The sequence below is a fragment of the Campylobacter coli LMG 9860 genome (genome assembly GCF_000254135.1).
Lineage (GTDB): Bacteria > Campylobacterota > Campylobacteria > Campylobacterales > Campylobacteraceae > Campylobacter_D > Campylobacter_D coli.
Genome location: NZ_AINS01000039.1, coordinates 77,571 through 104,304, shown reverse-complemented (window position 1 = coordinate 104,304; position 26,734 = coordinate 77,571). Strand labels below are relative to the sequence as shown.

Below are 26,734 nucleotides of genomic sequence, written 5' to 3'. Positions count from 1 at the left end.
CAAAAAAATCAAAACTCTAACTTCAGAGCTTCTTGCATGGCATTTTTAATCTTTTCTCTTTTATCTTTGACATCAAAAAAAAGCTCAAAGGCAAAAACAGCTTGCCATAAAAGCATATCAAACCCATCTTTTACTTTTAAGTTATGCTCTTTGCATAATTTTAAAAAAGAGGTTTCTTTGCCATAAATGACATCAAAGGCAAATTTTGCTCTGTTTAAAATTTTATCTAAAAGTATTTTATCGCAAGGTAGATCATCATCTTTTAAGCCTGCCGAAGTTGAATTAACCACCAAATCAAAATCAAAATCATCCAAGGCATTATAAAGACTGGTTTTATATAAAGTAAAATCCTTAAATCTTTTTTCGCTACGATTTGCCACACAAACCTCTACTCCTTTTTGCTTTAAAGCAAATGCTAGAGCAAGCGCAGTCCCTCCAGCTCCTAAAATCAAAGCTTTATTAATACTTTCAAATTCTTTAATAGCTTCTAAAAAACCTAAGGCATCAGTATTGTAAGCATAAATTTTTCCATCTTTTAAACATAAGGTATTTGCAGAGCCAATATTACTAGCAAGCTCATCTTTAACATCAGCCATTTCCAAAGCTGCTTCTTTAAATGGCAAAGTGATATTTGCTCCTTGAAGTTTTAATTTAAAAAAATCCTGTCTTAATTGATGATAATCTTGTAGATGATAGCGTGTATAAATACCATCAAGCTTGAGAACTTGAATGGCATTGTTATGAATTCTAGGCGACTTAGAATGCGAAATGGGATCGCCGATCACAGCTAAAAATTTCATTTTAAAGTGAAAGAAAATGCGTCTTTAGCTACTTCTTTTCTAATTTTAGCTAATTCTGCTGCAACATTTGCTTTCTCAAAAGGTCCTATTAAAACCTTAGTGATTTCTTTTCCACCTACTGTAGTTTTATAAAGCTTATATTCATAGCCTTTTTGTTTTACAGCTGCTAGCTCTCTTGATTTTTGATCTAAATTGCTCACTGAAAATATCTGAACATAAATCCCAGAAGCTAGACCATTTGGATGAACAGGTTTAGCATCTATATTTTTAAACAAATCATTAGCATTGGCTTTTGACTCTTGTTTAGGTGTTTGTTTTGCAGGTTCTTTTTTTACGACAGTCTGTTTTGCTTCTTCTTTTGGCTTACTTTCTTGTTTTACTTCCTGCTTAGGAGGTGTAGTATTTAAAGGTGCCACTTTTTCAGAATTTGTCGCATTTGGCTCAGCAGGCACTTCTTGATCAGGCATAGTTAAATTGATATTATCATTTGCATTAGGAGCTGGTGCTAAAGAATTATCATTTTGCTCCCCTTGAATCTGTCTTCTTAAAGCTTCAAATTGATCTTCAGCTGAAGTATTTTCAGTAATTGGCATACTCTCAAAAGAATCAGTATTATTATCTTGCGTTATATTTAAGGGTTCACTTGGTAAAATACTTTGATTTTCAGTATTTTCTTCACCACTATTAATGAGTTTCATAACTATCATAATCACTAGAAATAAAATTATCAAAGCAATGACGCGTAAGAGAATTTTTTTCATTTTTTCACTTTTATTACTTTTTTCCAAAATAATATCATCAAATTCATTTTTATTATTTTCCATAATATTCCTTTCTTACATATGTTTAGACCAAGAACTGCCTCGTTCTTTTTGATAAACTTCATAGGGTAGTATTAATATATTAAACTCTCTAGGAATATCCATACTTGGAAACACCTTCCATTCAACTGGCATTTTACTTGCAAACATCATTGAAAGTTTAGACGCTAAAGAATAACCTTCGTTTAACGCAGTGTGACCTTTGTGAATATAAAGATGTAAATGACCTGGAGTCTTTGTTTTGTAAGCTGTAAAATTTATAAAACCTTCTTCACGCAAAATAAGCTGTGCACGATGATAAAATCTTTCAGCATTAAAACCATTATAATCAAAAACAATATTTTCTACTTTATTGTCTTTGGTGATCAAATCATGAGCAACAACGATTTTCTTCGCTGCATGTTCTCTCATGATATTTAAATTTAAAGGAGCATCAATCCTTTCAAATTTATCAAAAAATAAACGACCTCGATGTGTTATTTTTTTCATAATCTTATCGCGTCGTATATAATAATGGTCGCTAATTATTTTAATCAGCGACAGATCCATAGGTGAAATCAAAACATTGCCTTTTCATAGATTATAAAATTACTTGCAAGGGTTTTGAGTTTTTCCTTAATTTCTTTTTGCAAATGAGTATTTTGAATATCATCTAAAATATCAGCTATATAGTTAGCAACTATTTGAATTTCATTTTCTTTAAAACCTCTAGCCGTAAGGGCAGGCGTTCCTAATCTTAATCCACTTGTTACAAATGGGCTTCTAGTTTCGCCAGGCACGGTATTTTTATTTGCTGTAATTCCTGCATTACCCAAAGCCAAATCCGCATCTTTTCCGCTAAATTCACGCTCTAAAAAGCTCATCAATACAAGATGATTATCTGTTCCATCACTTACAAGCTTATACTTTCTATCCATTAAAACTTTAGCTAAAGCTTGCGCATTGCTTCTTACTTGCTTAGCATAAATTTTCCATTCTTCACTAAGATTAAATTTAAATCCCACGGCTTTAGCTGCAATAACATGCATCAATGGTCCACCTTGGATACCTGGAAAAATAGCTGAATTAATTTTTTTAGCAAGCTCTTCATCATTAGTCATGATGATACCGCCTCTTGGACCACGTAAGGTTTTGTGGGTTGTAGAGCTTACTACATGAGCATGAGGAAATGGACTTGGATGCTCACCTGCTACAACAAGTCCAGCAATGTGTGCAATGTCTGCAAAAAGATAAGCTCCAACTTCATCCGCAATCTCTCTAAATTTTGAAAAGTCAATAATACGAGCATAAGCACTCGCACCGCACACGATAAGCTTTGGTTTTACAATATGAGCAATTTCCCTAACTTTTTCATAGTTTATCCTTCCATCAAGCTCTACACCATAAAAAAAGCTCTCATACATTTTTCCCGATGAGCTTACTTTTGCACCATGTGTTAAATGTCCACCATGACTTAAATCCATTCCTAAAATTTTATCACCTGGATTTAAAAGTGCAGCATAAACGCCTTGATTAGCTTGAGAACCTGAATTAGGTTGCACATTTGCAAAACTACAATTAAAAAGTTTTTTACATCTTTCTATAGCTAAATTTTCGATTTCATCTACAAATTCACAGCCTCCATAATATCTCTTACCTGGATAACCTTCTGCATATTTGTTAGTTAAAACACTTCCCATTACTTCCATTACTTCAGGCAAAGTGAAATTCTCACTTGCTATCATTTCAAGACCTTCGCACTGGCGCACTAACTCTTGGTTAGTTAAATCAAAAATTTCCTTATCAAACTGCTCTAAACTCATTCTTTATCCTCCTTTAATTCTGATTTCAATGGCCTCATAGCTGGAAACAATATCACATCTCGAATAGATTTTTTATTTGTTAAAAGCATCACCAATCTATCTATTCCTATACCTTGTCCTGCTGTTGGTGGCATACCATATCCTAGAGCATTTACAAAATCTTCATCCATTTCACACGCTTCTTCATCACCTGCATTTTTAGCCTCAATTTGTTTTAAAAATCTTTCATATTGATCTAAAGGATCATTTAATTCGTTAAAACCATTGGCTAATTCTCTACCACACACAAAAAGCTCAAAGCGCTCTGCTATCTCAGAATTTTTGTCACTACGACGAGAAAGTGGGCTAATAGATATTGGAAAATCTGTGATAAAAGTAGGATCAATAAGTTTACTTTCTACATAATTATCGAAAAGCTCGGCTTGCAAATGCCCTAAGTCAAGCTTATCATTTGCTTCAAAGCCATCTTTTTTTAATTTCTCTAAAATCTTATCTTTATTTTCAATAATTTCATCGCTTAAAGCACCATACTTTTTAAGCGCATCTTTATAAGTAATTCTCTCAAAAGGTTTGGAAAAATCGATTTTTTGTCCATCAAATTCTATGATTTTTCCTAATTGCAATTTTTCTAAAAGCAAGGCAAAAAGTTCTTCAGTAAGATCCATTAAATCTTTATAATTATGATAAGCCCAATAAAACTCAATTGTAGTAAATTCAGGGTTATGAGTAAGATCCATTCCTTCATTTCTAAAACAACGATTGATTTCAAAAACTGCCTCAAAACCACCCACTACAAGTCTTTTTAAATAAAGCTCAGGTGCAATTCTTAAAAATCTCTCAACCCCTAAAGAATTATGAAAAGTTACAAAAGGTTTAGCATTTGCACCACCTGCAATGGGGTGCATCATAGGAGTTTCAACCTCTAAAAAGCCTTTTTCTTCAAAAAAATGACGAATCAAACTTACAACTTTAGAACGAGTCAGAAAATCTTTTCTAACCTCTGCATTCATAATCATATCTACATAACGCTTACGATATCTTTGTTCTATATCTGTAAGTCCATGGTATTTTTCAGGCAAAGGTACTATTGATTTAGTTGCTAAAGTGATCTCACTTGCGTGCAAGCTAAACTCTCCCGTTTTAGTAACAAAAGGGAAGCCTTTTGCAAGGATGATATCACCCACTTCAAGATTTTTTTTGAATAAATTAAATTTTTCCTCACCTAAAGAATCTTTACTAAAATAAATTTGCAAATTCTCATTCTCATCTTCTATATTAGCAAATATAGATTTACCAGCAATTCTAAGAAGCTTTAAGCGTCCAGAAATGACAGAAGAGATACTTTCATCGCGTTTATTTTCAGTATCAAAAATATAGCTAAATTTCTTTTTAAAATCTGCTAGAGAAAGTTCTTTAACTAAAAAATGTGGATAAGGATTTACTCCTGCGTTTTTAAGCTCATTAGCCTTTTGAATTCTTTGTTGTTCTAAAATATTGTCAAACATTAAATTTTTACCTTAGCTTTTTGATTACAATTATTACACACACCATAAAGTTGCATTAAATGTCCCGTAAGTTTAAATCCATGCTCTTTAGCAATCAAGGCTTGCTGTCTTTCAATGATAGGATTTTCAAATTCTATAATTTTTCCACAATTTTTACAAATCATATGATCATGGTGTGGTTTATTGGCAAGCTCGTATTTTTTTCCAGCCGAACCAAATGATATAGAAGTAACCATTTCTGCTTCTTCAAGCAAATTTAAAGTCCTATAAACCGTAGCAATACCTACATTCAAATCCGGTTCTACTTGTTTAATCTCCATATATAAACTTTCAGGAGTATAATGTGTATCACTATGATATAAGGTTTTGAGTAAGATTTCTCTTTGTTTGGTATATTTAAGACCACCTTGTCGTAAAATTTTCTTAAATCTTTCTAGTAATACATCGTATTCTACATTCTCAATCAACATATTTTATTCTCCTTGAGTAGTACTTAAATCATCTCTAATATCTTGCAAATTTTGATCAATTTGACCCAAACTACTTGTTGTTAGAGACTGATTCATTATAAATGATCCTATATTTTTAAGAGGAGTTAAAGTAAAACTATTTTGGGCAAATTGATTTAATTTATCATTTAAAAAATCAATACGCGCCACACAAAAAACTAAAATTGCAAAAATTAAAAATACTTTTGCACCTCCAAAAATAAACCCTCCCAAACGATCTAAAAATCCCAAACCGCTTAATTTAACCAATTTAGAAATAAAATTGCCAAGCACGAGACAAATTATCCAAAAAATAATTAAAATTGCTAAAAATCCTGCAAAATTAGCCAAACTTTGATTTTCTATCTTATAGAAAGTATTTTGAATAAATTCTGCAGCTTGCGAAGCGTATTTTGAAGCAATAAAAACACCACCGATAATCCCGAGCAAACCAAATACTTCTTTAATCAAACCACTTACAATACCCTTAAGACCTAAAAGTAGAGTAAAACCTAAAATAAAAGCATCAAACCAGTAAAATTCCATATTTTAATTCACCTTACCAAAGCATTTAAAAATCACTTAAAATTATAAATTATACAAACAAGAACCAAACACTAGATTAATCACTCAATGATTTTAGGAACAATGAAAAAATGATCATTGCTTTTTGGGGCATGATTTAAAACCGTTTCTACTACATTGCTACTATTAACACTATCACTTCTAAAAGGTGCTCCACCTTTAATGGTGCTGATTGTAACTTCTGAAGAACTTAAATCTAATTCATTTAACTTCTCAACAAAATTCACAATCTCACTAAGTTCGCAAATCACTTCACTTCTTTTTTCTTCTTCAATTTGTAAAGCACTTAGTTTTTCAAGCTTGCTAAGCAATTTTTCATCTATTTGCATCTTAAACCTTACTAAAATAAAGTCAATTTTTAAAATTATATCATAAAAAGCTTTAAATTGTTTAGGATATTTTGTAATTTATATGATACAATACTGCAGTTTTTTAAAATTAAAAATTACAAGGATAAATTTTGGGATTAAAAGATAATTTAAAAGCCGTAAAAGCAGAAATCAATACCGAAGAACAATTCATTGAAAATTTTATCAAAGGTGAGAGATTTATAAAAAAATATAAATTATATATATTTGCACTTATAGCAATTTTGATTATTTGGTTTGCTATAAGCTTTATCAGTGGTAAAATCGAACAATACAATATCGAAGAAAGCAATAAAATTTACACAAGTTTATTAAACAACCCAAACGATCAAGCACTTCTTGAACAACTTAAAAATAAAAATGCTAATCTTTATGCAATTTTTCTAATGAAAGAATTAGCAAAAGATATCAACAATACCGAGATTAAAAGTCAGTTGCAAAGCTTAAGTAGCAATTCTGATGCAAATCATTTGCTTAAAAATATTATTTCTCTTCCTCTAGGAGAAAAATCGATATTTTTAAAAAATTACGATAAAATTTTACAAGCTTATAGACTTTTAGGAGAGGGAAAAATCGAACAAGCTAATATTTTACTTTCTCAAATTAAAGATGACTCAGCCCTAAGCCAGATTGCTAAAAATCTAAAACACTATCAAGGCATTTCCCGATGAGACAGTTTTTTTTAATCTCATTTTGTCTTATTTTTCTTTGCGCTTGTGGAACTAAAAGACAATACTTTGAACCTTCACAAACCGATGGAAAGCTAAGTTCTAACGATAGCTTAAAATCTAGTATTGTGGATTGGAATACAATTTCGGCAAAACTCAAAAACAATCAAGTAATTTTAAAAAATGATGCAACAATTGAAGATTTTAAACTAGATAAGGGCTATATACTTTTAGCATATCAAGAGGGTGAATTTATCGAAGCAGATGATAATGGAAATTTAAAAATTTACAATAGTTCTCATGATGAAGTTTATTCTTACAAATTTGATGCTGCAGTTCTTGGAGTAGCTTTACATGGAGATGATTTAGCACTTGTTTTAGCAAACAATAGCATTGTTTTAGCCAATCGCTCCCTAGGTATAAAATTCAGCCAAAACCTAACACCTGCACCCGCACAAGATAGTCGCGTTGCAAATCCTATCTTTTTAGACAATATCATTATTTATCCAACTTTAGATGGGAAAATTACAATCGTATCAAAAAATACTTTTGAAGTTGTCAAAGATGTTGTGATTTCAGCAGAAAGTTTTTTTAACAATGTCATTCACCTTGATATAAATGATGATAAAATGATAGCTGCAACAGCTAAAAAAGTTATAGTAGTAAGCCCTGCTAGAACTCTTTACTTGGATGCTGATATTAAAGATATTGCACTAGATAGCAATGCGCTATTTATATTAGAAAAAAATGGCAACATCATAAAAACAGACTATAATCTAAGAAAAATCACAGAGAAAAAATTTGATTTTGCTATCTTTACAAAAGTTAGCATACACAATGACCATCTTTACGCTTTTGAGAAAACAGGCTATTTAATCAAATGTGATCTCAATCTTGAAAATATTCAAATCTTTGAACTTCCAAACGCAGTTGAAAAAATATCTTTTATGGGCAATGGAAAGTTTTATTATGGAGATAAAATTTTAGATTTATTATGAATATTTTAAATGAAGCAATGAAGGTTTTAAAGCTGAATTTAAAACCTTTTGATTTAACAAATTTAACAAAAAAGAAAACTTATCTTTGTGCTTTGAATGATGAAAATTTACTTTTAATATACACAGGAAAAGCAAGATTTATCAACAAAGATGCTATATTTATAAACAACTTAGCCAATGATTTTGATCTAAAATACAAATATTTTTTTACTAAAAGCCCTCTGTGCTCAAAGGCAAAACATTACCTTGAAGAAAAAGGATTTCATATTCATGCTATTTTGTGATATTGGCAATTCCAATGCTAGTTTTTTAGATGATAATAAATTTTTTACCCTTAATATAGAACAATTTTTAGAATTTAAAAGTGAACAAAAAATTTTTTATATCAATGTTAATGAGCACATTAAAGAACATTTAAAAGCACGCAAAAACTTTATAAATCTTGAGCCTTATTTTGTATTTGATACCATTTATCAAGGCTTGGGTGTAGATCGAATCGCAGCTTGTTACACTATAGAAGATGGAGTTGTGGTAGATGCTGGCAGTGCAATTACGGTAGATATAGTATCAAATTCCATACATTTAGGAGGTTTCATCTTACCGGGTATTGCTAATTATAGAAAAATTTATGCTCATATTTCTCCTAGATTAAAACATGAGTTTAATACCCAAATCAGTCTTGATGCCTTCCCGCAAAAAACAAGCGATGCTCTAAGTTATGGAGTGTTTAAAAGTATTTATTTGCTTATAAAAGATGCTGCGCAAAATAAAAAACTTTATTTTACAGGTGGAGATGGGCAGTTTTTAGCAAATTATTTTGATTATGCTATTTACGATAAACTTCTCATCTTTAGAGGAATGAAGAAGATTATACAAGAAAATCCGAATCTACTTTTTTAATTTGTAATGTTACAAAAATTCTCATTCTGTATATTCTTCAATCAAATTTAACTTTTTATAAAATAAATTGGATTACACTTTTATTTAGAAAAATTAACTTTACTAGAAGCAAAAAAAGGAAAAAAAATGACTCAACAAGAATTCGATGTAATTGTCATCGGAGCAGGAATTTCTGGAGCAGCTCTATTTTACGAGCTTGCAAGATATACTGATATTAAAAATATTGCTTTAATAGAAAAATATCATGCTCCTGCAACATTAAATTCTAAAGGAACAAGCAATTCTCAAACTATTCATTGTGGAGATATCGAAACAAACTATACTCTAGAAAAAGCTAAAAAAGTTAAAAGAACTGCTGATATGATAGTAAAATACGGGCTTTTGCAAAATGCTCAAAATCAATTTATGTTTTCTCATCAAAAAATGGCCTTGGCTGTTGGTGATTCAGAATGCGAATACATGAAAAAACGCCATGAAGAATTTGGCGAACTTTATCCTTATATGAAATTTTTTAATAAAGATAAAATTAAACAAATTGAGCCTAAAGTAGCTCTTGGAGAAAATGGCAGAGATGATAGACCTGAAAATATCTGTGCTATGGGAGTCGAAGCTGGAGAAGTTTTTACTACAGTAGATTTTGGAAAAATGAGTGCAAGTTTGGTTGAACAAGGACAAAAACAAGGCAAAAATACCTTTGTAGCTTTCAATCAAGAAATTGTTCATATAGAGAAAAAAGATGATATTTTTATCTTGAAAACAAACACTTATCAAGAATACTGTTCTAAGGCTGTAGTTGTAAATGCTGGTGCACATTCTTTGTATCTAGCACATAAAATGAATTTGGGTATGGATAAATCTTGTTGGCCTGTAGCGGGAAGCTTTTATTTAACCAAACAAAAACTACTCAATGGTAAAGTCTATATGGTGCAAAATCCAAAACTACCTTTTGCAGCTCTTCATGGAGATCCTGACTTGCTTGCAGATATGAATACTCGTTTTGGCCCTACTGCCCTAGTTATTCCAAAACTTGAACGCTACCATGGTTTAAAATCTGTCCCTGAATTCTTTGAAGCCTTAAAACTTGACAAAACCGTCTTAAAGGTTACTTTTAGTATGTTTAAAGATCCAACGATTAGAAATTATATACTTTATAACTATCTTTTTGAATTACCTTTTATTGATAAAGGTTTATTTGTAAAAGATGCCAAAAAAATAGTCCCTAGCTTAAAAACAAGTGATATTTATTATGCAAAAGGCTTTGGGGGAGTGCGTCCTCAAGTCATTGATAAAACTAGAGGAGAATTAATGCTAGGTGAAGCAAGCATTACCGAAACTCCCGGAATTATTTTTAATATGACTCCAAGTCCTGGAGCAACAAGCTGTTTAGGCAATGCTGAAAGAGATGCTAAGCTTATGTGCGAGTATTTAGGAGCTAAATTTGATGAGGATAAATTTGCTTCAGAATTATTGTAGTCTTTTTGTTTCCAAAGTTTGATTATAATTAAACAAAAAAAGGAGAACAGCGTGCTAAAAAAAACTAAAATTGTAGCTACAGTTGGGCCAGCAAGCGAAAAGGAAGATGTTTTACGCCAGATGATAATCAATGGCGTAAATGTTTTTCGTTTAAATTTCTCTCATGGAACACATGAATACCACAAAAACAATCTTGAAACCATACGCAAAGTTTCAAGAGAACTTAACACTCGCGTAGGAATTTTACAAGATATAAGCGGGCCAAAAATTCGCACAGGAGAGCTGAAAACTCCTTTTGAGCTTAAAAAAGGTGATAGACTTGATTTTTATTATGAAAAAATCATAGGCGAACAAATTGCTCCAAATCATTATAAACTTAGCATCAATCAAAGCGAAATTTTAAATATGCTAAAATTAGACGAATATGTCTATTTATATGATGGTTCAATCAGGGCAAAAGTGACTGCTAAAGATAGTGAAAAAATTGAAACTCTCATAGAAAATGATGGTTTTTTAAATTCAAACAAGGGTATTAATTTTCCAAATACTAAAATCAATATTGATGTTATCACACAAAAAGATAAAAAAGACTTACTTTGGGGTATAGAAAATGAAGTAGATTTCCTAGCTATTTCTTTTGTTCAAAATGCTCATGATATTGATGAAGTTCGTGAAATTTTAGCTCAAAATAATGCTAAAATTTCTATATTTGCAAAAATAGAAAAATTTGACGCAGTTGAAAATATAGATGAAATTATAGCATCTAGTGATGGTATAATGGTCGCGCGTGGAGATCTTGGTATAGAAGTTCCTTACTATAAAGTACCTAATATACAAAAAGCAATTATTCACAAAGCCAATAATGCTTCAAAACCTGTTATAACAGCTACACAAATGCTTTTTTCTCTTGCAAAAAGCAAAACTGCTACAAGAGCCGAAATTTCAGATGTTGCTAATGCTGTTTTAGATGGGACAGATGCTGTAATGCTTAGCGAAGAAAGTGCAGTAGGTATAGATCCAGCCAATGCAGTTGATGTCATGTGTCAAACCATCATAGAAACTGAAAAGCGCTATCCTTATAACAAATTTAATGAATTTGAAAATCTTGACAATACAGATAAAATCATGCGCTCTTCAGCCCATCTTGCAACAGATCTTAATGCTGATGCTATTTTTTCCTTGACTAGTAGTGGAAAATCCGCTATTAAAATTTCAAGATATCGTCCAGATATGGAGATTATAGCAGTGGCTCATTCTGAAAAAACATTGAATTCTTTAAGTATAGTTTGGGGTGTCAATCCTGCCATTTTGGTTAACAAAAGCGAGGATTTAACGGATTTACTTAGAGATTCTGTAAAATCTAGCGTTGAAAAAGGTTTTATGAATAAAGAGAAGTGTTATTTGCTCACTGCAGGCTTTCCAACTGGAGTAGAAGGCACAAGCAATCTTATACGCATACTTGCAAAAGAGCAAATTGCTTACTATCTTAAATAGACTTAAATTTTTAAGTCTATTTAAATCCACTTCTAAAATTTAATTAAAAATAGTCGATATACAATTAGCCTCATTATAAAAAGGAGCAGAAATGCAAATCAATACTTTTTCAAATGTCGCTAGTATGGCACAAGCTCAAGTTAGCAATAAGAAGGCAGATGGTAACGCTACAGAGAATACAAAAGACACAAATGTTCAAAGTGCCAATTCAAATCAAGATATCCTAGACAAACTCAATGCACTTGGCGGTAAGGGTATTAGTCAAATTTATCTTGTGCAATTTCAGCAACAAACCATGAGTACTGTTTTAAACACAAGCAATGCTCAAGCTGGAATTAATGATCTTTTGGGAGGCAATGATTTAAATTCTGTAAAGTCTATGCTTTCAGATATTGACTTTGCGTCTTTAGGTTATAATGGAAAAAATCCACTTACAATGAATACTGATGAACTCAATCAGCTCATCAGTGAAGAGGGATTTTTTGGTATTGACAATACAGCAAATCGCATTGCTGATTTTGTCATCAAAGGTGCTGGAAACGATGTTGAAAAGCTTAAAAAGGGACTAGAAGGTATAAAACAAGGGTTTGAGCAAGCAGAAAAAATTTGGGGCGGAGAGCTTCCTCAAATCAGCCAAGATACAATCGAAGCTACAATAAAAAAAGTTAGCGATCGTATCGATGAACTTGGTGGAAAAACTTTAGACCTTAAAGCATGACAAAGGTGTTTGGACTATACCAAGCACCTTATTGATTTTTAATATCAAAAGTAAAAAATTCACTCTTAAAATCATTAGGCAAAGTTCTATACTGCGTCATTGCCGCTTCGTAATTACCTACTTCTTGATAAAGCAAACCTAAAGCTACCTTACTTTCTTTATTATTCTTATCTGTGAGTTTTGAAAGTTGCAAAAGAGCAATGGCTGAGTTTGGATTATTCGCACCCACAGCAGCTACAGAAGCTAAAAACAAAGTCCTAGAATCCTTTGCTCCATATTCATCGATTAGAGTATTATACAAAGCATAAGATTCCTCATACTGCTGCGCAAAAATATCCAAATAAGCTAAAGTTTGTATCATACCCTCATCTTTAACCTTAGAGGTATTAATCAAGGTTTTAAATTTTTGTCTTTCTAAATTTAACAATCCTGCAATATGCATTAAATTAACATACAATTCCCTAGCAATATTTGAACCTCCAAAAACACTGCGGTAATCAACTTGCAAATTCTTAAAATGAATTTGGGCATTTTGAGCATATTCTTTAATATTCAAATTCGAATTTAAAGAATTAAAATACAAAATATTTGCCACAATATCTTGCGGAAGTTCTGATCTTAATTTGGCAATTCTTACATCTACTTGATTGTTAAGATTATTATTTTTTGCAATAATAGTTTCAAAAATAAGATTTAAGGGTGTTTTTTGTCCATTCTCATCCAAATAAGGCAACATAGAAATATAATCACCATTAGCTAAAAATAGCATATTTTTTTGCATATTGGCTTTAAAATTTGAATCTGCTGCAATATTATCAAGAATTTCATGATAAAGTTTGGTTGTATCATTATCACTTAATTTTCCGCAAAACATCGCAAAAGCACCGGCTAAATAATTTTTAGGATTTAAATGATAAGAGCTAGAAAAATGCTTATAAGCAAGTTCATAATTTTGCATTTGTGCATAAGTTAAAGCAAGATTGTATTGTAAAATACTATGTTCAGGATAATCTTCCAATAAAGCTTGGAATTCTTTATTTGCAAGTCTTAATTTTTGATTTAATGCATCATTGATAATGTTAGAAATTTTTACATTAGTTGAAGATAAGGCTTGACTCCTAGCCAAATAGCTTTGACCATCTGAACTATCATCTACAAAATTTGTAATATTGGCTTTTTTTATATAAAGTGATGCTTGTTTTGAGTCAAAAACTTGATAAGGCGCAAAATAAAAAAGTAAATCAAACTGATCTTTTTGTTTTTTTAGGATGTCATTGGAAAAATTTCTCTGCGCTATGGCTATATTGAAGAGTTCTTTATTTAAACGAACTTTGATCTTATATCTATCTAAAATTTTATACTTATCTTCATCATTTCTATATGTATCCTGCAAACGCAATAACATATCTTGAAAATCTCCTGTTTTAATATCAACTAAAGTTAAAGCTGAAAGACTTTGATTGAAATCTCTTTCGATCTTCATTGCAGTATTTAAGGCTATTTTAGCCTTATCGTATTCTCCCATTCTTGCATATAAAAGTCCCAAAGAAAGGCTAGGTTCAAAACTTCCTTGAGTATTTAATTGTTGAACAGATTTTGCATCAAAATCCATCTTTGCATAAATTTTAGCGGATAAATATTTAGCTACATCTGTGTAAGGTTCCGAATTTACGCGTTGAAGCATTTGCAAAGCTTCGGGATAATAACCCTTATAATAATTAATTAAAGCCAAATAATAATCATACAATTTAGATTTTCCTTCTTTAGGAAGATAAACTTGCGCTAAATCTATATAATATTTAAATTTTTCCTTATCATTAAGCTTTAAAGCGCAAACAGCAGCATTAATAGCTGCCACACTTTGATTTTCTCCATTAGCTATTGCCTTTTTAAAACTATCAAAGGCTTCATCAAATTTACCCTCATTCATTTGAGAAACCCCTAGGTTATAATTAGACAAAGATTCATTATAAACGGCAATTTGCTCATAAACCTTCAAAGCTTGCTCCACTTCACCCTTTAAATAAAGCGCATTTGCCTTTTGTATCATCCCATCAACTCTTGTCATATCATTATAATTATAGGATTCATCAGGCATAACCACAGGCTGTTCAATAGGCTTTGATGCGATAATATCGGGCTTAACCTTCCCTTCATTAAAAGTTAAATAAAATAAAGTAAATACCAAAATACAAATGATTCCCAAAGACAAGCCCACAAGAGACATAAATTTACGATCTTTATACCACGGAGTAGGCTCATCTTCTTTCACCTCTTCAAAAGTCGATGATTCCTCCGGTGCGCTTTCTCTTGTAAATTTAAAACCGCCATCACTATTTTCCCTAGGCAATTCCTCTGGTAAAGATGCAAATTCTTCATCCTCAGGAGCCTGACCTTCCTGCCCTTTAAATTCACCCAAACTTTCATCAAGTCTTGGTTCATTTAAAGTATCTTCGGGTTTTTCAAGAACTATATCTTCTTTATCTGCCATTTATACTCTTTAAAAATATTTTTTCAATACATCAGGAATTTGAATTCTACCCTCTTTATCTTGATAATTTTCCATAATAGCAACCAAAGTTCTACCTACTGCTAAAGAAGAGCCATTTAAAGTATGAACTAATTCATTTTTCCCTTTTTCATTTTTATAGCGAATTTTTGCACGCCTTGCTTGAAAATCACGACAATTAGAAACAGAACTGATTTCGCGATATTTATTTTGCGATGGTATCCATACCTCAAGATCTATAGTCTTTGCCGCGCTAAAACCTAGATCTCCGGTACAAAGCATCAAATGTCTATGAGCTAAACCTAAAGAGCTGAGTAAATCACTTGCACATTCTACCATTTCATTAAAAATACTGTCACTTTGTTCAGGTTTGGTAATGCTCACAAGCTCTACTTTTTCAAATTGATGCTGACGGATAATGCCTCTTGTGTCACGCCCTGCACTTCCTGCTTCTTTTCTAAAACAAGCACTATAGCAAGTCATTTTAATAGGCAAACTTTCACTCGTTAAAATTTCTCCACTATAAAGATTTGTCACAGGAATTTCAGAAGTTGAGATTAAATACAAATCCTCATCCTCTATCTTATACATATCATCTTTAAATTTAGGAAGCTGTCCTGTGCCAAACATCGTAGGACTATTTACCAAAAAAGGCACATTTACAAATTCAAACCCACGACTTCGGTTAAAATCTATCATATAATTTACCAAAGCACGGCTTAGCAAAGCTCCTTCATTTTTAAGCACACAAAAACGGCTTTGTGAAATTTTTACCCCTCGCACAAAATCAAGCCAGTTTAAACTCTCTCCTAAATCATGGTGTTCTTTTGGAGTAAAATCAAATTGAGGGGGTGTTAAAACTTTTTTTATTTCAACATTTTCTTCCTCATCTTCACCCACAGGAACGCATTCATCAGGGATATTTGGAATAGCATGAGCAATGGTTTCTAACTCATTTTCCAAAGCATTTACTTTTGCATTTTGCTCATTGATTTTAATTTTATTTTCACTGAGTTTTGCCTTCAAACTTTCCTTATCTTCTACAGTGGCTAGTTCTTTACTGAATTTATTCTGAAAAGCTTGAAATTCTTCCAAACTCGCTTTTTCTTTTTTCAAATTTGTAAAAAGCTCGGCAAGATTTTTTAATATATTTTCATCTACTTTTTTATTTTGTAGCTTTTTAGCCACCTCATCGAAATTATTTTGTAAATTTTTCAAATCAAGCATTTTTACTCCTTAAAGTCCTATTTTTTCATAAATTTTTTGCATTTTTTCTTGAGCAATTTTCCTAGCCTTGCTTGCACCCAATTCTAAAATTTCTTTTAAATGCGAAGGCTTTTCTAAAAGCTCATTGTATTTTTCTCTTGCTTCTTTAAAATAAGCATTTACAAGCTCGTTTAAATACATTTTAAAATGTCCATAACCCTCACCACCTTTTTCATAGCGTATTTGCAATTCTTTTTGCCCTGATTCATCTAAAAAAAGCTTTGCGATTTTAAAAACATTGCAGCTTTTAAAATCTTTTGGATCTTCTAAAGCGGTACTATCGGTTACTATGGAAGAAATTTGTTTTTTTAAGGTTTTTTCACTGCTAAAAATATCTATAGTATTTTGATAAGATTTACTCATTTTTGCTCCATCGGTACCCACAACTACAGCTACTTCTTCATTTATCTTGGCTTCGGGCAAGGTAAAAATTTCACCCCATTCATTATTTACTTTTAAGGCAATATCGCGAGCTATTTCAACATGCTGAATTTGATCCTTACCTACTGGCACAAGTTGAGTATCGAAAAGCAAAATATCTGCTGCCATTAAAACAGGGTAAGAAAAAAGTCCGTGTGAAGCACTAAGCCCCTTAGCAACTTTATCCTTGTAACTATGCGCACGCTCTAATAAACCCATAGGAGTAAATTGCGATAAAATCCAATAAAGCTCCATAACTTCCTTAACATCACTTTGCAACCAAAAAACGCTTTTTTGAGGATCTATACCAAGGCTTAAAAAAGCCGCAGCAGCTTTGAGTGAATTTTGCTCTAATTTCTTTCCATCTTGACTTGAAGTCATAGCATGATAATTTGCTATAAACATAAACATTTCACTTTTTTCTTGAGCCTCCACCATTTGCCTTATAGCACCAAAATAATTACCTATGTGCAAATCTCCACTTGGCTGAAGTCCTGTTAATACTCTCATTTTATCACCTTTTTTATTTCTATCACAAGCTCATCAATGCTTTTATTTTCAACATCTAAAATCAAATTCGCTTTTTGCTCGTATTTATTTAGACGCTCATTATATAATCTTTTTGCTTGAACTTCATCATAAAATAAAGGTCTTTTAGCAATTTCATTCTCGCTTAAACGCTTTTTTAGATATTCAAAACTTGCTTTTAAATAAATACAAAAACCTATTTTATCAAAATCCAAAACATGTATAAAACCTCCGCCACTAGCTATAGAAGCTCCATTACAAGAGCAAAGAAAATTTGCTACTTTTTGCTCTTCTTGTCTAAAAAAAGCCTCGCCCTTTTCTTTAAAAATTTCACTGATTTTTTGATCAAATTTCATCTCAATCAAACCATCACTATCTAAAAAAACAAGATCTAAATCCTTAGCCAAAGCTCTAGCTATAGTACTTTTTCCACTACCCATAAAACCAATAAAAATAATATTTTTAACTTTCATCATTTTCCTTGCTTCCTTTTTTGCGCGAAGCAATGACTAAAGGAACACCTTCAAAGTTAAATTCTTTTCTGATTTGATTTTGTAAATAACGCTTATAACTAAAATGCAAAGCCTTAGGTCTATTCATAATAAGTGCGATTTTAGGAGGTGCTAAATCATACTGCACTGCATAATAAATTTTTACCAATTTTCCATAATCATGCGGTAAAGGATGAGCCTTAGTCGCACTTGCGATTAAATCATTAAGTTTTGAGGTTGGAATTTTTTGTGTAAAATTAGTAAAGACTTCTAAAATTTTTTCTAATAAAACATGTACTCTTTTTCCACTCAAAGCAGAAACACTGACAACGGGCGCATAAGCTAAAAATTTAAAGCGATCAAGTTTTAATTCCTTTACCACTTTATCAAATTCAAATTCAGTTTTATCCCATTTATTTAATACAATAATCACGCCCAAATAATGCTTTGCTGCAAGTCCAGCTATCCTTTCATCAAGCTCGTTAAAACCTTCATTGGCATCTAAAACCAAAAGTGCGATTTGAGAATTAGATAAAATCTTTTCTGTGCGGTTTAATGCAAAACGCTCAAGCCCTTGAATTTTACCTCGCTTTCTAATACCTGCAGTATCAACAAATTCTATCACTTTATCCTTATAAACTATGCTTTCATTAACAGGATCAATTGTCGTTCCCGCAATAGAACTCACCACACTGCGCTCTTGTTTTACCAAAGCATTTAAAAGGCTTGACTTTCCGACATTAACACGCCCTACTATACCCACTCTGATATAATTTTGATCGAGTTCTTTAAACTGAAATTCTTTTCCCTCTTCATAATGTTCTAAAAAATCTTCTAAATTTTCTTCCTCATCAGGGATTAAAAATTGTTCATCTAAAAAGTTCTCAAGCCAATTATAAAGCTCATCTAGCCCTATATTATGAGTAACAGAAAGATTAAAAACCTCTTTTACACCAAAATTAGCAAATTCCCACGATCTTTCTTCATCTTTTTTATTATCCACTTTGTTGATTACTAGAGCAATAGGCTTTCCTAATTTTTTTAAAGAATGAAAAAATTGCCTATCTTCATCATCGGGACTTAGTTTTCCATCAACCAAATAAAGGATAATATCACTTTGTTTTGCAATTTTTAGAGTGTTTTTTTTAACATTTTTAAAAAGCTCATTGCTTTCATCAAGACCACCACTATCAATCAATAGGGCTTTTTTCGAATTTATAAAAACTTCTGTTTTATTGGTATCTCTTGTAGTACCTGAAATTTCACTTGTAATAGCTATTCTTTGCCTTGCCATTCTGTTAAATAAACTTGATTTTCCAACATTTGGCTTACCTATAAGTATGATGCTTTGCATTTGTTTACCTAATAAAAATTTTTAATGTATATTTTTTTAAAAAATTATATAAAATTTGCCTTAATATTAAGCAAAAAAAGACTAGAATTAACCATAATTTAATCAAGGAAAAAAGATGCTAAAAGTCATCAAACATAATTTAGGAATTTATTTTATGATTTTAGCGTGCTTAGATTTTGCACTTATGGGAGCTTGTGCGAAAATTCTTAGCAAAGAAATGAGTTCGATTGAAATTATGTTTTTTAGAAATATCATCGGCGTATTGTTTATAGTTTATCTACTAAAACGCTCAAAAGTTCACAAAGAAGGAGGACATTTTTGGCTTTTAGTCTTTCGCGGGGTAACAGGAACACTTTCGCTTTATATGTTTTTTTACAATGTTTCAAATATTACCCTAGGGGGTGCTTTTGCTTTTCAAAAAACTGCTCCAATTTTCATCACTTTAATAGCTTTTATTATTTTTAAAGAAAATATCGGAGCCAAGGGATGGCTGGGGATTTTAATCGCATTTAGCGGGGTGCTTTTAATTGCGCAACCTTGGGCGGATAGTTCAACTCATTCGGGTTTTGATTTAAAAAATTCTATCATAGGTGTTATGAGTGGATTTTTAGCAGCCTTGGCTCTTACAAGTGTAAGAGAGCTTAGAAAATTTTACACTACAGAACAAATTGCATTTTCTTTTATCCTTTTGGGGGCTTTAATGCCTTTAATCTCTATGATAGGTGCTGAATTTTTTGAGCCAAAACATCTTGATTCTTTGCATTTGGATTTTATTTTAGCACCTTTTGTCATGCCTAGCCTTACAGCTTGGCTTATCATTGCTGTCATGGGAGCCTTGGGCACTATTTATCAAATTCATGTAACCAAAGCTTATGGCATAGCCAAACAAGCAGGTGTTGTAGCAGGTGTAAGCTATCTTGATGTAGTCTTTAGTATGGTAGTGGGTATAATTTTGGGTGATGATTTACCAAGTGCTATGGTTTTTTTAGGTATAATAGGCATTATTTTTGGTGGAATAATTTTGGTTAAAAACAAAGGAAAAAAATGAAAAAAATGATACTCATTGCCGGTCCTTGCGTCATTGAAAATAAGGATTTGGTTTTTAAAGTAGCACAGAATTTACAAGAATTTAATGAAAATGAAAATATAGAATTTTATTTTAAATCAAGCTTTGACAAAGCAAATCGTACAAGTATTAATTCTTTTAGAGGCCCTGGTCTTGAAGAAGGATTGAAAGTTTTACAAAGTGTAAAAAATGAATTCGGTATGAAAATCTTAACTGACATACACGAAAGCACGCAAGCAGCACCCGTAAGCGAGGTGGTTGATGTTTTACAAATTCCTGCTTTTTTATGCAGACAAACTGATCTGCTAGTCGCAGCAGCCAAAACAAAGGCGAAAGTAAATATTAAAAAAGGGCAATTTCTTAACCCAAGCGATATTAAATACAGTGTCAAAAAAGTACTTCAAACACGCGGTATAGAAGAAGAAGGCTATGAAGTAGCTGATAAAAATGGTATTTTTGTAGCTGAAAGAGGAGCTAGCTTTGGCTATGGAAATTTAGTCGTGGATATGAGATCTTTGGTTATCATGCGTGAATTTGCTCCTGTTATATTTGACGCTACTCATAGTGTGCAAATGCCAGGGGCTGCAGGGGGAAGTAGTGGAGGAAAAAGCGAATTTGTAGAGCCTTTAGCAAGAGCAGCAGCAGCTGTAGGAGTAGATGGCTTTTTCTTTGAAACACATACTAATCCTTGCGAAGCTTTATGCGATGGGCCTAATATGCTTGATCTTAATCGTCTTAAAGCTTGTGTAAAAACACTTTTAGAAATTCAAAATATCATTGAAGGAAAATAATATGACTATCATTGAAGGAAAATTAAATTTAGACTCAAATACCAAAATTGCTATCATCAATGCAAGATTTAATCACATCATCACCGATCGCCTTGTAGAAGGTGCAAGAGATGCTTTTTTAAGACATGGTGGCAAAGAAGAAAATCTTAGCCTTATACTTGTTCCAGGCGCTTTTGAACTTCCTTTTGCTTTAAAAAAAGCTATAGAAAGTAAAAAATTTGATGCGATTTGTTGTGTGGGTGCGGTCATTCGTGGCTCAACTCCGCATTTTGATTATGTTTCGGCAGAAACCACTAAGGGCATTGCCAATGTAAGTTTAAACCACAATATCCCTGTAAGCTTTGGAGTTTTAACAACTGATACTATAGAACAAGCCATAGAAAGAGCGGGAAGCAAAGCAGGAAATAAAGGCTTTGAAGCAATGACAACTGTTATTGAAATGCTAAATTTAAGCAAGGAATTTTAATGGCAACGCGTCACCAAGTAAGACAAAGTGTGATTTCTTTGCTTTATGCCCTAGAAATGAATGAAAAAAATGAAAATTTTATTGATGAATTTCTCAATGAAAAAAAAATCCGCAACGAGCAAAAAAATTTCACACTGAGTTTATACGAAGGAATTATAAAAAATCTTGATGATATAGATAAGAATTTAAACCCCTGCCTTAACGAAAATGAAATTGAAAAATTAGGACATATCGAAAGAGCCATACTGCGACTTGGTGCCTATGAATTGCTTTTTACAGACACGCCTAATGCCATAGTGATTAATGAAGCTATAGAACTTGCTAAAGAACTTGCTAATGACAATTCTCCAAAATTTATCAATGGGGTTTTAGATACTCTTGTTAAGGCAAAACAATGAAACTCTGCGTAGCTCTTGATCTTGCCACCAAAGAAGAGTGCTTAAGGCTTGCTAAAGAATTAAAAGGTTTAGATCTTTGGCTAAAAGTGGGTTTAAGAGCCTATTTAAGAGATGGCTTTAAATTCATAGAAGAACTTAAAAAAATCGATGAATATAAAATTTTTCTCGATCTTAAAATTCATGATATTCCTAATACCATGGCAGATGCTTGCGAGGAAATTTCAAAACTTGGCGTTGATATGATTAATATCCATGCAAGTGCTGGAAAAGTCGCTATGCAAGAAGTGATGTCTAGACTCAATCGCTTCAATAAAAGACCCTTGGTGTTAGCAGTTTCAGCACTTACTAGCTTTGATGAAGAAAATTTTTACAGCATTTACAAGCAAAACATCGATGAAGCTGTGATTCATTTTTCAAAAATGTCTTATCAAAATGGACTTGATGGTATAGTATGTTCGGTTTTTGAAAGTAAAAAAATTAAAGAACATACAAATTCAAATTTCTTAACCCTCACTCCTGGAATTCGTCCTTTTGGGGAAGCAAGTGATGATCAAAAACGCGTTGCTAATCTTACAATGGCTAGAGAAAATTTAAGTGATTATATCGTTGTGGGAAGACCTATATATAAAAATGAAAATCCTAGAGCTGTATGTGAAAAAATTTTAGACAAAATACACAGAAAAAATATAAGCGAAAATGATATAGAGCAAAATTATGAAGCAATGCAGCAAAAAGAATGGGATATGTGCAATCATTTTGAAGAATGGATCAAAACTCAGCCTGATAAAGAACAAGCTTTGAAAGAATTTTATACTAAGTGTGGGATAAAATATTGAATTATCAGCAATTAGAATGTGATTATTTTAATCTTTATAATCAATTTATTAGCGTAGATTTTCAAATTTCATTATTTGAAAAAAATCATAAAAGCTTGATTAAAGATTTTATATTTTTTTATCATCAAATTTTAAAACAAAAAGACTTAAATTTTTTACTCGGAGTGAGAAACAAAATTGCTCTTAAAGTTCATAATTATATGCAAGAATACTCCACTTCTCCAAAAGATTTGAGTCTTATTTGCTTAAGAGAACACAAACATATTGAATTTTTTCAGAGATTTTATAAAGCCTTGGCTTATTTTGTAGCCTTTAGAAAAAAACTTGATGAAGAGCAAAAAATTAAAAATTTGATTTCAAATATCAATGACTGTTTTGGCTGTCATTTTATCAATTCTGACTTTAACAATTTACAAAATTTTCAAAAAAATGATTTCTTTACACTGCCTGAAAAATGTCTTCAATATTTTCATCTTGCTATGATTCATCTTTGTTTTATGGTTTTAAATCCTTTAAATTTTAAGGATTCTAATCGACACCTTGATAAAGCAATTAACTATCTTATCGATGGAACTTTTGAAATTTATGAGCTCATCTTTAAAGAATATTTTCTATTATTTCCAAAGGATGAAGAGCTTAAAGATGAACTTAAAAAAATAAAAAATTTAGAATTTAAAATTCTAATGCAAGAAGTTTCAAGAGTTAAACTACTCAATCATTATAAAGAATTTTGTGAAGAAATATTTTACAATATAGAGCTTGAAAAAATCATATAAAATTAATCCTATATTAACATTGTTATAGTTTAATAATAAAAATTTTTAATAAGGAAAAATTATGATTGTAACGCCTGAGAAACTTTATAAACAAAGAAGAGATTTTTTTAAACTTGGAGCAGGAGCTTTAATCGGCTCTTCTTTAATTGTTTCCAAACTTTCTGCTTTAAATTTTATAAATGATACAAATGCAAATAAACTTGAAATTAGCAATGAAGAACTTGCAACAAACTATATCAATTTTTATGAATTTTCAACGGATAAAAGAAAGGCAGTATCTTTAGCGCAAAATTTTAATACTCAAAATTGGAAAATCGATATAAGCGGGGAAATAGAAAAGCCTTTCACTCTTAGCATGGAGGATATTTTAAAATTTCCTTTAGAAGAAAGAATTTATCGTTTTCGCTGTGTTGAAACTTGGTCTATGGTAGTGCCTTGGGTGGGTTTTGAACTACGCCGTTTAATCGATATGGCAAAACCAACTAGCGAGGCAAAATTCATTAAATTTACCACTCTTTTGGATAAAAACCAATTCCCCGATCAAGATGCTTTGTTTCCAACTGTTGAGTATCCTTATGTGGAAGGCTTACGTATGGATGAGGCTATGCATCCACTCACTCTACTTGCAGTGGGTATGTATAAAAAGGCTTTAAAACCACAAAATGGAGCACCAATCCGCCTTGTTGTACCTTGGAAATATGGATTTAAAAGTATTAAATCCATAGTTAAAATCGAATTTGTAAAAGAGCAGCCTATTGGCACTTGGGAAAAATATGCTCCAAATGAATATGGCTTTTATGCCAATGTCAACCCTAATGTATCCCATCCTAGATGGTCGCAAGCTAACGAAAGGGCTTTAGGAGACTTTTTTACCAAACCTACTTTAATGTTTAATGGCTATGAAAAAGAAGTAGCAAGTCTTTATGCGGGCATGGATTTAAAGGCAAATTATTAATGCGCACTAAATACTTTAAATTTCTTGCCTATTTTGCTTTTTTAGCAAGCTTGATTTATGGCTTTTATCATATATTAAAAGCCTTTGATTTTGTCAAAGAGGCTTATATTTATACAGGAGTTTTTGCTTTATTTTTTTTAAATTTAAGCCTTTTGTTTTCTTTATGCAAATTTAAAAAAACCAAAAGCTATCCTAAGCTACTAGGAATATTTGCTGCATTTTGGGCATTTTTACATTTTTTAAATTATTTTATCTTTGATAGAAATGCAAATTTTTTAAGACTTTTTGATGATATCTCTCATCGTTTATTGGAAGCGAGTGGTTTTTTTGCTTTTATCATCATCTTTTTTATGTTTTTAAGCTCTTTTAGATTTTTTAAAAGAATTGAAAAGATAAGAAAGTTAGGTTATGTATGCTTGGTTTTAGCAAGTTATCATTATTTTTTAAGCCCTAAAGTTCCTATGTTTTGGGAATGGAGTGCTTTGATGCTTAGCCTTGTTTATTTTATGATACGCTATTTAAAATTTTTCAAATTTAAAAAAGCTTAAAAACCGACAATTTTGCTTTTATCAAAACTAGAATTTAATTCTTTTTGTATACTCTCTATAAAATCTTGCATTTTAAATACTCCATCTTCAGTCACAGCTACCTTCAAAGCAGTATTTTTAACAACCATTAAAATTTGCGCTCCACTTAATTCGTAATTTGCTAAAAGATTAACATCAAATGCTTTTTCAAAGGATGCTTTTCTAGGTAAAAATTTCTCCCACATTTTAAGCCTATCTTTAAAATCAGGCTTTTTAAATTCGATCTTATAATCAAATCTTCTCGAAAAAGCACTGTCTAAACTTTCTAAAAAGTTAGTTGTAGCAATGATAACACCATTAAAACGCTCAATTTGCTCTAAAAAAATATTTTGCATTTGATTATGCATCTTATCACTTCCGCTACTGCTTTCAACCCTTGTGCTTAAAAACTGATCAGCTTCATTTAAAAGCAATATAGGACTTTGTTTGCAAGTTTGAACTATGTTTTTGTAAGTATCAAAAATTTTCCTTACATTTTGTTCGCTCTCACCCACCCATTTACTTAAAATTTTAGAACAATCAAAGCTAAGCACTGTTTTTTTCATCGATTTTGCCATAGCTAGGGCTGACATCGTTTTCCCCGTTCCAGCAGGTCCATAAAAAATAATCTTTGCTTCTATATTTTTATTGCTCTTTATCCCCCAAGAATTTAGCCTTTCAAGTACTTTTTTATCTTGTTGTTTTAAGATATTTTCCAAAAGCTCTTTAGTATTTTGAGGCATGATAATATCATTTATATCTATACTTGGCTCTATAAGCTCAAAAATATCTTGCTCTTTTAAAACATTTTCGATTTTAATTTTTTTATTTTGTTTTGGCTCGAAATTTATAATTCTTTGTAAAATTTCATCTGTAATAAAAAAACTCTTAGAAATATCACCAAAGACATTTAAGTATTCATCATATTCTATTAAATTAAGAAGAGGAGCATTTTCTTGCAATAAACTTTTATTTTTATGCTTTTCTAAATCATTTTCACTGACTAAAGAAAGTAAAGAATTCATCTCTCTAGATACTGAGTTTTCATTGCTTAGTGTATATTCTTCTTTAAGAAGAGCTAGAAAAATAATCTGCTCTTTATACTCAAGACTATACTCTTTAAAAATATCTGCTAAAATATTATAAAATTTACTTTTCTTAAGTCTTTCTTTAATATGTTTTTCATAAAGCTTGATTTGTGCTTTAAGTTCGTCACTATATGTGCTTGAACGTATAAAACTCAATCTCTCATACAGTTCAACTCGCATAAATTCATCTTTTAAATATTCTAAATACTCTCCATAAGCTTCTTTTTTATCCAAATTTAAACGAGGCTTGGCTTCTAAAAATTCTAAAAAATACTCACTTAAACTCAACTCGCTTTGCAATAAACTAAGAATTAAATTTTGGCTTTTATTGCTTTCTATATTTTTAAAAAAGCCAGAATTTTGATTTACAAAACCTCTTTCAATAAGCCTTTTTAAATCCTCTAAAGTATCTAAATACGAATATTTTTCACTACCAAAAATTCCTGTCAATAAAGTAAAAGCATTGATAGAAGATATGGAAATGACATAATTTTTACAAAGTTCTCTCAAAATCAAAGCTTCATTCTTTGAACACTTTAATTCTTTATAAATTTGACTTTCTTCTATATTTTTAAGACTTAAAAATTCCTTTAGCCTGACCATT

Annotated in this window: 29 protein-coding genes; 15 read left to right on the top strand and 14 right to left on the bottom strand. The window is 31.3% G+C overall.

The annotated features are described in order from the left end of the window. Positions 1-8: 8 nt before the first annotated feature. The 8 genes from CCO88_RS06035 to gatC all read right to left on the bottom strand — a co-directional run bounded on the left by CCO88_RS06035 (position 9) and on the right by gatC (position 6,330). Positions 9-800 carry a shikimate dehydrogenase gene (locus CCO88_RS06035; RefSeq protein WP_002839719.1) on the bottom strand — a complete coding sequence of 264 codons (792 nt, stop codon included), beginning with the start codon at positions 798-800 and terminating at the stop codon, positions 9-11. Further along, a complete protein-coding gene (locus CCO88_RS06030) occupies positions 797-1,624 on the bottom strand; it encodes an SPOR domain-containing protein (protein ID WP_002783129.1) in 828 nt (275 codons plus the stop codon). The genes CCO88_RS06035 and CCO88_RS06030 overlap by 4 nt, the downstream gene beginning before the upstream one ends. Positions 1,625-1,636: 12 nt before the next feature. Then, complete coding sequence (locus CCO88_RS06025; protein ID WP_002778362.1) at positions 1,637-2,182, bottom strand: DUF1882 domain-containing protein; 546 nt, start codon at positions 2,180-2,182, stop codon at positions 1,637-1,639. After that, positions 2,179-3,423, bottom strand: coding sequence for a serine hydroxymethyltransferase (locus CCO88_RS06020; protein ID WP_002778360.1), 1,245 nt, complete (start codon positions 3,421-3,423; stop codon positions 2,179-2,181). The genes CCO88_RS06025 and CCO88_RS06020 overlap by 4 nt, the downstream gene beginning before the upstream one ends. Next, positions 3,420-4,928 (bottom strand): lysine--tRNA ligase, encoded by a 1,509-nt coding sequence (gene lysS, locus CCO88_RS06015; RefSeq protein WP_002778358.1) that lies wholly within the window; start codon positions 4,926-4,928, stop codon positions 3,420-3,422. The genes CCO88_RS06020 and lysS overlap by 4 nt, the downstream gene beginning before the upstream one ends. After that, on the bottom strand, positions 4,928-5,398 hold the full coding sequence (locus CCO88_RS06010) for a Fur family transcriptional regulator (protein ID WP_002839716.1): 471 nt from the start codon (positions 5,396-5,398) through the stop codon (positions 4,928-4,930). The genes lysS and CCO88_RS06010 overlap by 1 nt, the downstream gene beginning before the upstream one ends. A 3-nt stretch (positions 5,399-5,401) precedes the next feature. Continuing rightward, positions 5,402-5,962: a CvpA family protein gene (locus CCO88_RS06005; RefSeq protein ID WP_002778351.1), complete on the bottom strand. Its 561-nt coding sequence runs from the start codon at positions 5,960-5,962 to the stop codon at positions 5,402-5,404. A gap of 80 nt (positions 5,963-6,042) precedes the next feature. Further along, positions 6,043-6,330, bottom strand: coding sequence for an Asp-tRNA(Asn)/Glu-tRNA(Gln) amidotransferase subunit GatC (gatC, locus tag CCO88_RS06000; protein ID WP_002778349.1), 288 nt, complete (start codon positions 6,328-6,330; stop codon positions 6,043-6,045). 131 nt (positions 6,331-6,461) lie between these two features. On the opposite strand from gatC, the gene CCO88_RS05995 reads away from it, so the two are divergent. The 7 genes from CCO88_RS05995 to CCO88_RS05965 all read left to right on the top strand — a co-directional run bounded on the left by CCO88_RS05995 (position 6,462) and on the right by CCO88_RS05965 (position 12,620). Continuing rightward, on the top strand, positions 6,462-7,040 hold the full coding sequence (locus tag CCO88_RS05995) for a hypothetical protein (RefSeq protein ID WP_002789656.1): 579 nt from the start codon (positions 6,462-6,464) through the stop codon (positions 7,038-7,040). Further along, on the top strand, positions 7,037-8,035 hold the full coding sequence (locus CCO88_RS05990; protein ID WP_002839713.1) for a hypothetical protein: 999 nt from the start codon (positions 7,037-7,039) through the stop codon (positions 8,033-8,035). Before CCO88_RS05995 ends, CCO88_RS05990 begins: the two co-directional genes overlap by 4 nt. Next, positions 8,032-8,319 carry a hypothetical protein gene (locus CCO88_RS05985; protein WP_002778340.1) on the top strand — a complete coding sequence of 96 codons (288 nt, stop codon included), beginning with the start codon at positions 8,032-8,034 and terminating at the stop codon, positions 8,317-8,319. The genes CCO88_RS05990 and CCO88_RS05985 overlap by 4 nt, the downstream gene beginning before the upstream one ends. Then, the gene (locus CCO88_RS05980) at positions 8,306-8,935 is read left to right on the top strand and encodes a type III pantothenate kinase (protein ID WP_002778333.1); all 630 of its coding nucleotides are present in this window, start codon (positions 8,306-8,308) and stop codon (positions 8,933-8,935) included. Before CCO88_RS05985 ends, CCO88_RS05980 begins: the two co-directional genes overlap by 14 nt. A gap of 126 nt (positions 8,936-9,061) precedes the next feature. Further along, complete coding sequence (locus CCO88_RS05975; protein WP_002783135.1) at positions 9,062-10,408, top strand: FAD-dependent oxidoreductase; 1,347 nt, start codon at positions 9,062-9,064, stop codon at positions 10,406-10,408. A gap of 51 nt (positions 10,409-10,459) precedes the next feature. Further along, the gene (gene pyk / locus CCO88_RS05970; RefSeq protein WP_002780713.1) at positions 10,460-11,902 is read left to right on the top strand and encodes a pyruvate kinase; all 1,443 of its coding nucleotides are present in this window, start codon (positions 10,460-10,462) and stop codon (positions 11,900-11,902) included. Between the two features lie 91 nt (positions 11,903-11,993). Beyond that, positions 11,994-12,620 (top strand): hypothetical protein, encoded by a 627-nt coding sequence (locus tag CCO88_RS05965; protein ID WP_002780711.1) that lies wholly within the window; start codon positions 11,994-11,996, stop codon positions 12,618-12,620. Between the two features lie 28 nt (positions 12,621-12,648). Here CCO88_RS05965 and pflB read toward each other — a convergent pair whose 3' ends face one another. The 5 genes from pflB to der are packed head-to-tail and all read right to left on the bottom strand — an operon-like array spanning position 12,649 to position 19,188. Continuing rightward, positions 12,649-15,111 carry a motility protein PflB gene (gene pflB, locus CCO88_RS05960; protein WP_002778326.1) on the bottom strand — a complete coding sequence of 821 codons (2,463 nt, stop codon included), beginning with the start codon at positions 15,109-15,111 and terminating at the stop codon, positions 12,649-12,651. A gap of 9 nt (positions 15,112-15,120) precedes the next feature. Beyond that, positions 15,121-16,356 (bottom strand): serine--tRNA ligase, encoded by a 1,236-nt coding sequence (serS, locus tag CCO88_RS05955; RefSeq protein ID WP_002778325.1) that lies wholly within the window; start codon positions 16,354-16,356, stop codon positions 15,121-15,123. 9 nt (positions 16,357-16,365) lie between these two features. Next, on the bottom strand, positions 16,366-17,325 hold the full coding sequence (gene trpS, locus CCO88_RS05950; protein ID WP_002799627.1) for a tryptophan--tRNA ligase: 960 nt from the start codon (positions 17,323-17,325) through the stop codon (positions 16,366-16,368). Beyond that, on the bottom strand, positions 17,322-17,816 hold the full coding sequence (locus CCO88_RS05945; protein ID WP_002778323.1) for a shikimate kinase: 495 nt from the start codon (positions 17,814-17,816) through the stop codon (positions 17,322-17,324). Before CCO88_RS05945 ends, trpS begins: the two co-directional genes overlap by 4 nt. Further along, positions 17,806-19,188, bottom strand: a complete 1,383-nt coding sequence (gene der, locus CCO88_RS05940; protein ID WP_002778322.1) for a ribosome biogenesis GTPase Der — start codon at positions 19,186-19,188, stop codon at positions 17,806-17,808. Before der ends, CCO88_RS05945 begins: the two co-directional genes overlap by 11 nt. Positions 19,189-19,303: 115 nt before the next feature. Between der and CCO88_RS05935 the strand changes: the two genes are divergently transcribed. The 8 genes from CCO88_RS05935 to CCO88_RS05900 all read left to right on the top strand — a co-directional run bounded on the left by CCO88_RS05935 (position 19,304) and on the right by CCO88_RS05900 (position 25,024). Next, a complete protein-coding gene (locus CCO88_RS05935; protein WP_002778321.1) occupies positions 19,304-20,236 on the top strand; it encodes a DMT family transporter in 933 nt (310 codons plus the stop codon). After that, positions 20,233-21,045, top strand: coding sequence for a 3-deoxy-8-phosphooctulonate synthase (kdsA, locus tag CCO88_RS05930; RefSeq protein WP_002778320.1), 813 nt, complete (start codon positions 20,233-20,235; stop codon positions 21,043-21,045). The genes CCO88_RS05935 and kdsA overlap by 4 nt, the downstream gene beginning before the upstream one ends. A gap of 1 nt (position 21,046) precedes the next feature. Beyond that, on the top strand, positions 21,047-21,511 hold the full coding sequence (gene ribH, locus CCO88_RS05925; RefSeq protein ID WP_002778318.1) for a 6,7-dimethyl-8-ribityllumazine synthase: 465 nt from the start codon (positions 21,047-21,049) through the stop codon (positions 21,509-21,511). Beyond that, a complete protein-coding gene (nusB, locus tag CCO88_RS05920) occupies positions 21,511-21,909 on the top strand; it encodes a transcription antitermination factor NusB (RefSeq protein WP_002783142.1) in 399 nt (132 codons plus the stop codon). Before ribH ends, nusB begins: the two co-directional genes overlap by 1 nt. Further along, positions 21,906-22,745: an orotidine-5'-phosphate decarboxylase gene (gene pyrF, locus CCO88_RS05915; RefSeq protein WP_002783145.1), complete on the top strand. Its 840-nt coding sequence runs from the start codon at positions 21,906-21,908 to the stop codon at positions 22,743-22,745. The genes nusB and pyrF overlap by 4 nt, the downstream gene beginning before the upstream one ends. Further along, complete coding sequence (locus CCO88_RS05910) at positions 22,742-23,521, top strand: hypothetical protein (RefSeq protein WP_002826819.1); 780 nt, start codon at positions 22,742-22,744, stop codon at positions 23,519-23,521. Before pyrF ends, CCO88_RS05910 begins: the two co-directional genes overlap by 4 nt. Positions 23,522-23,582: 61 nt before the next feature. After that, complete coding sequence (gene msrP, locus CCO88_RS05905; RefSeq protein WP_002778311.1) at positions 23,583-24,476, top strand: protein-methionine-sulfoxide reductase catalytic subunit MsrP; 894 nt, start codon at positions 23,583-23,585, stop codon at positions 24,474-24,476. Beyond that, positions 24,476-25,024 (top strand): ferric reductase-like transmembrane domain-containing protein, encoded by a 549-nt coding sequence (locus tag CCO88_RS05900; protein WP_002778309.1) that lies wholly within the window; start codon positions 24,476-24,478, stop codon positions 25,022-25,024. Before msrP ends, CCO88_RS05900 begins: the two co-directional genes overlap by 1 nt. On the opposite strand, the gene CCO88_RS05895 is transcribed toward CCO88_RS05900, so the two are convergent. After that, positions 25,021-26,733: an ATP-binding protein gene (locus tag CCO88_RS05895; RefSeq protein ID WP_002805118.1), complete on the bottom strand. Its 1,713-nt coding sequence runs from the start codon at positions 26,731-26,733 to the stop codon at positions 25,021-25,023. The genes CCO88_RS05900 and CCO88_RS05895 overlap by 4 nt on opposite strands. Between the last annotated feature and the right edge of the window lies 1 nt (position 26,734).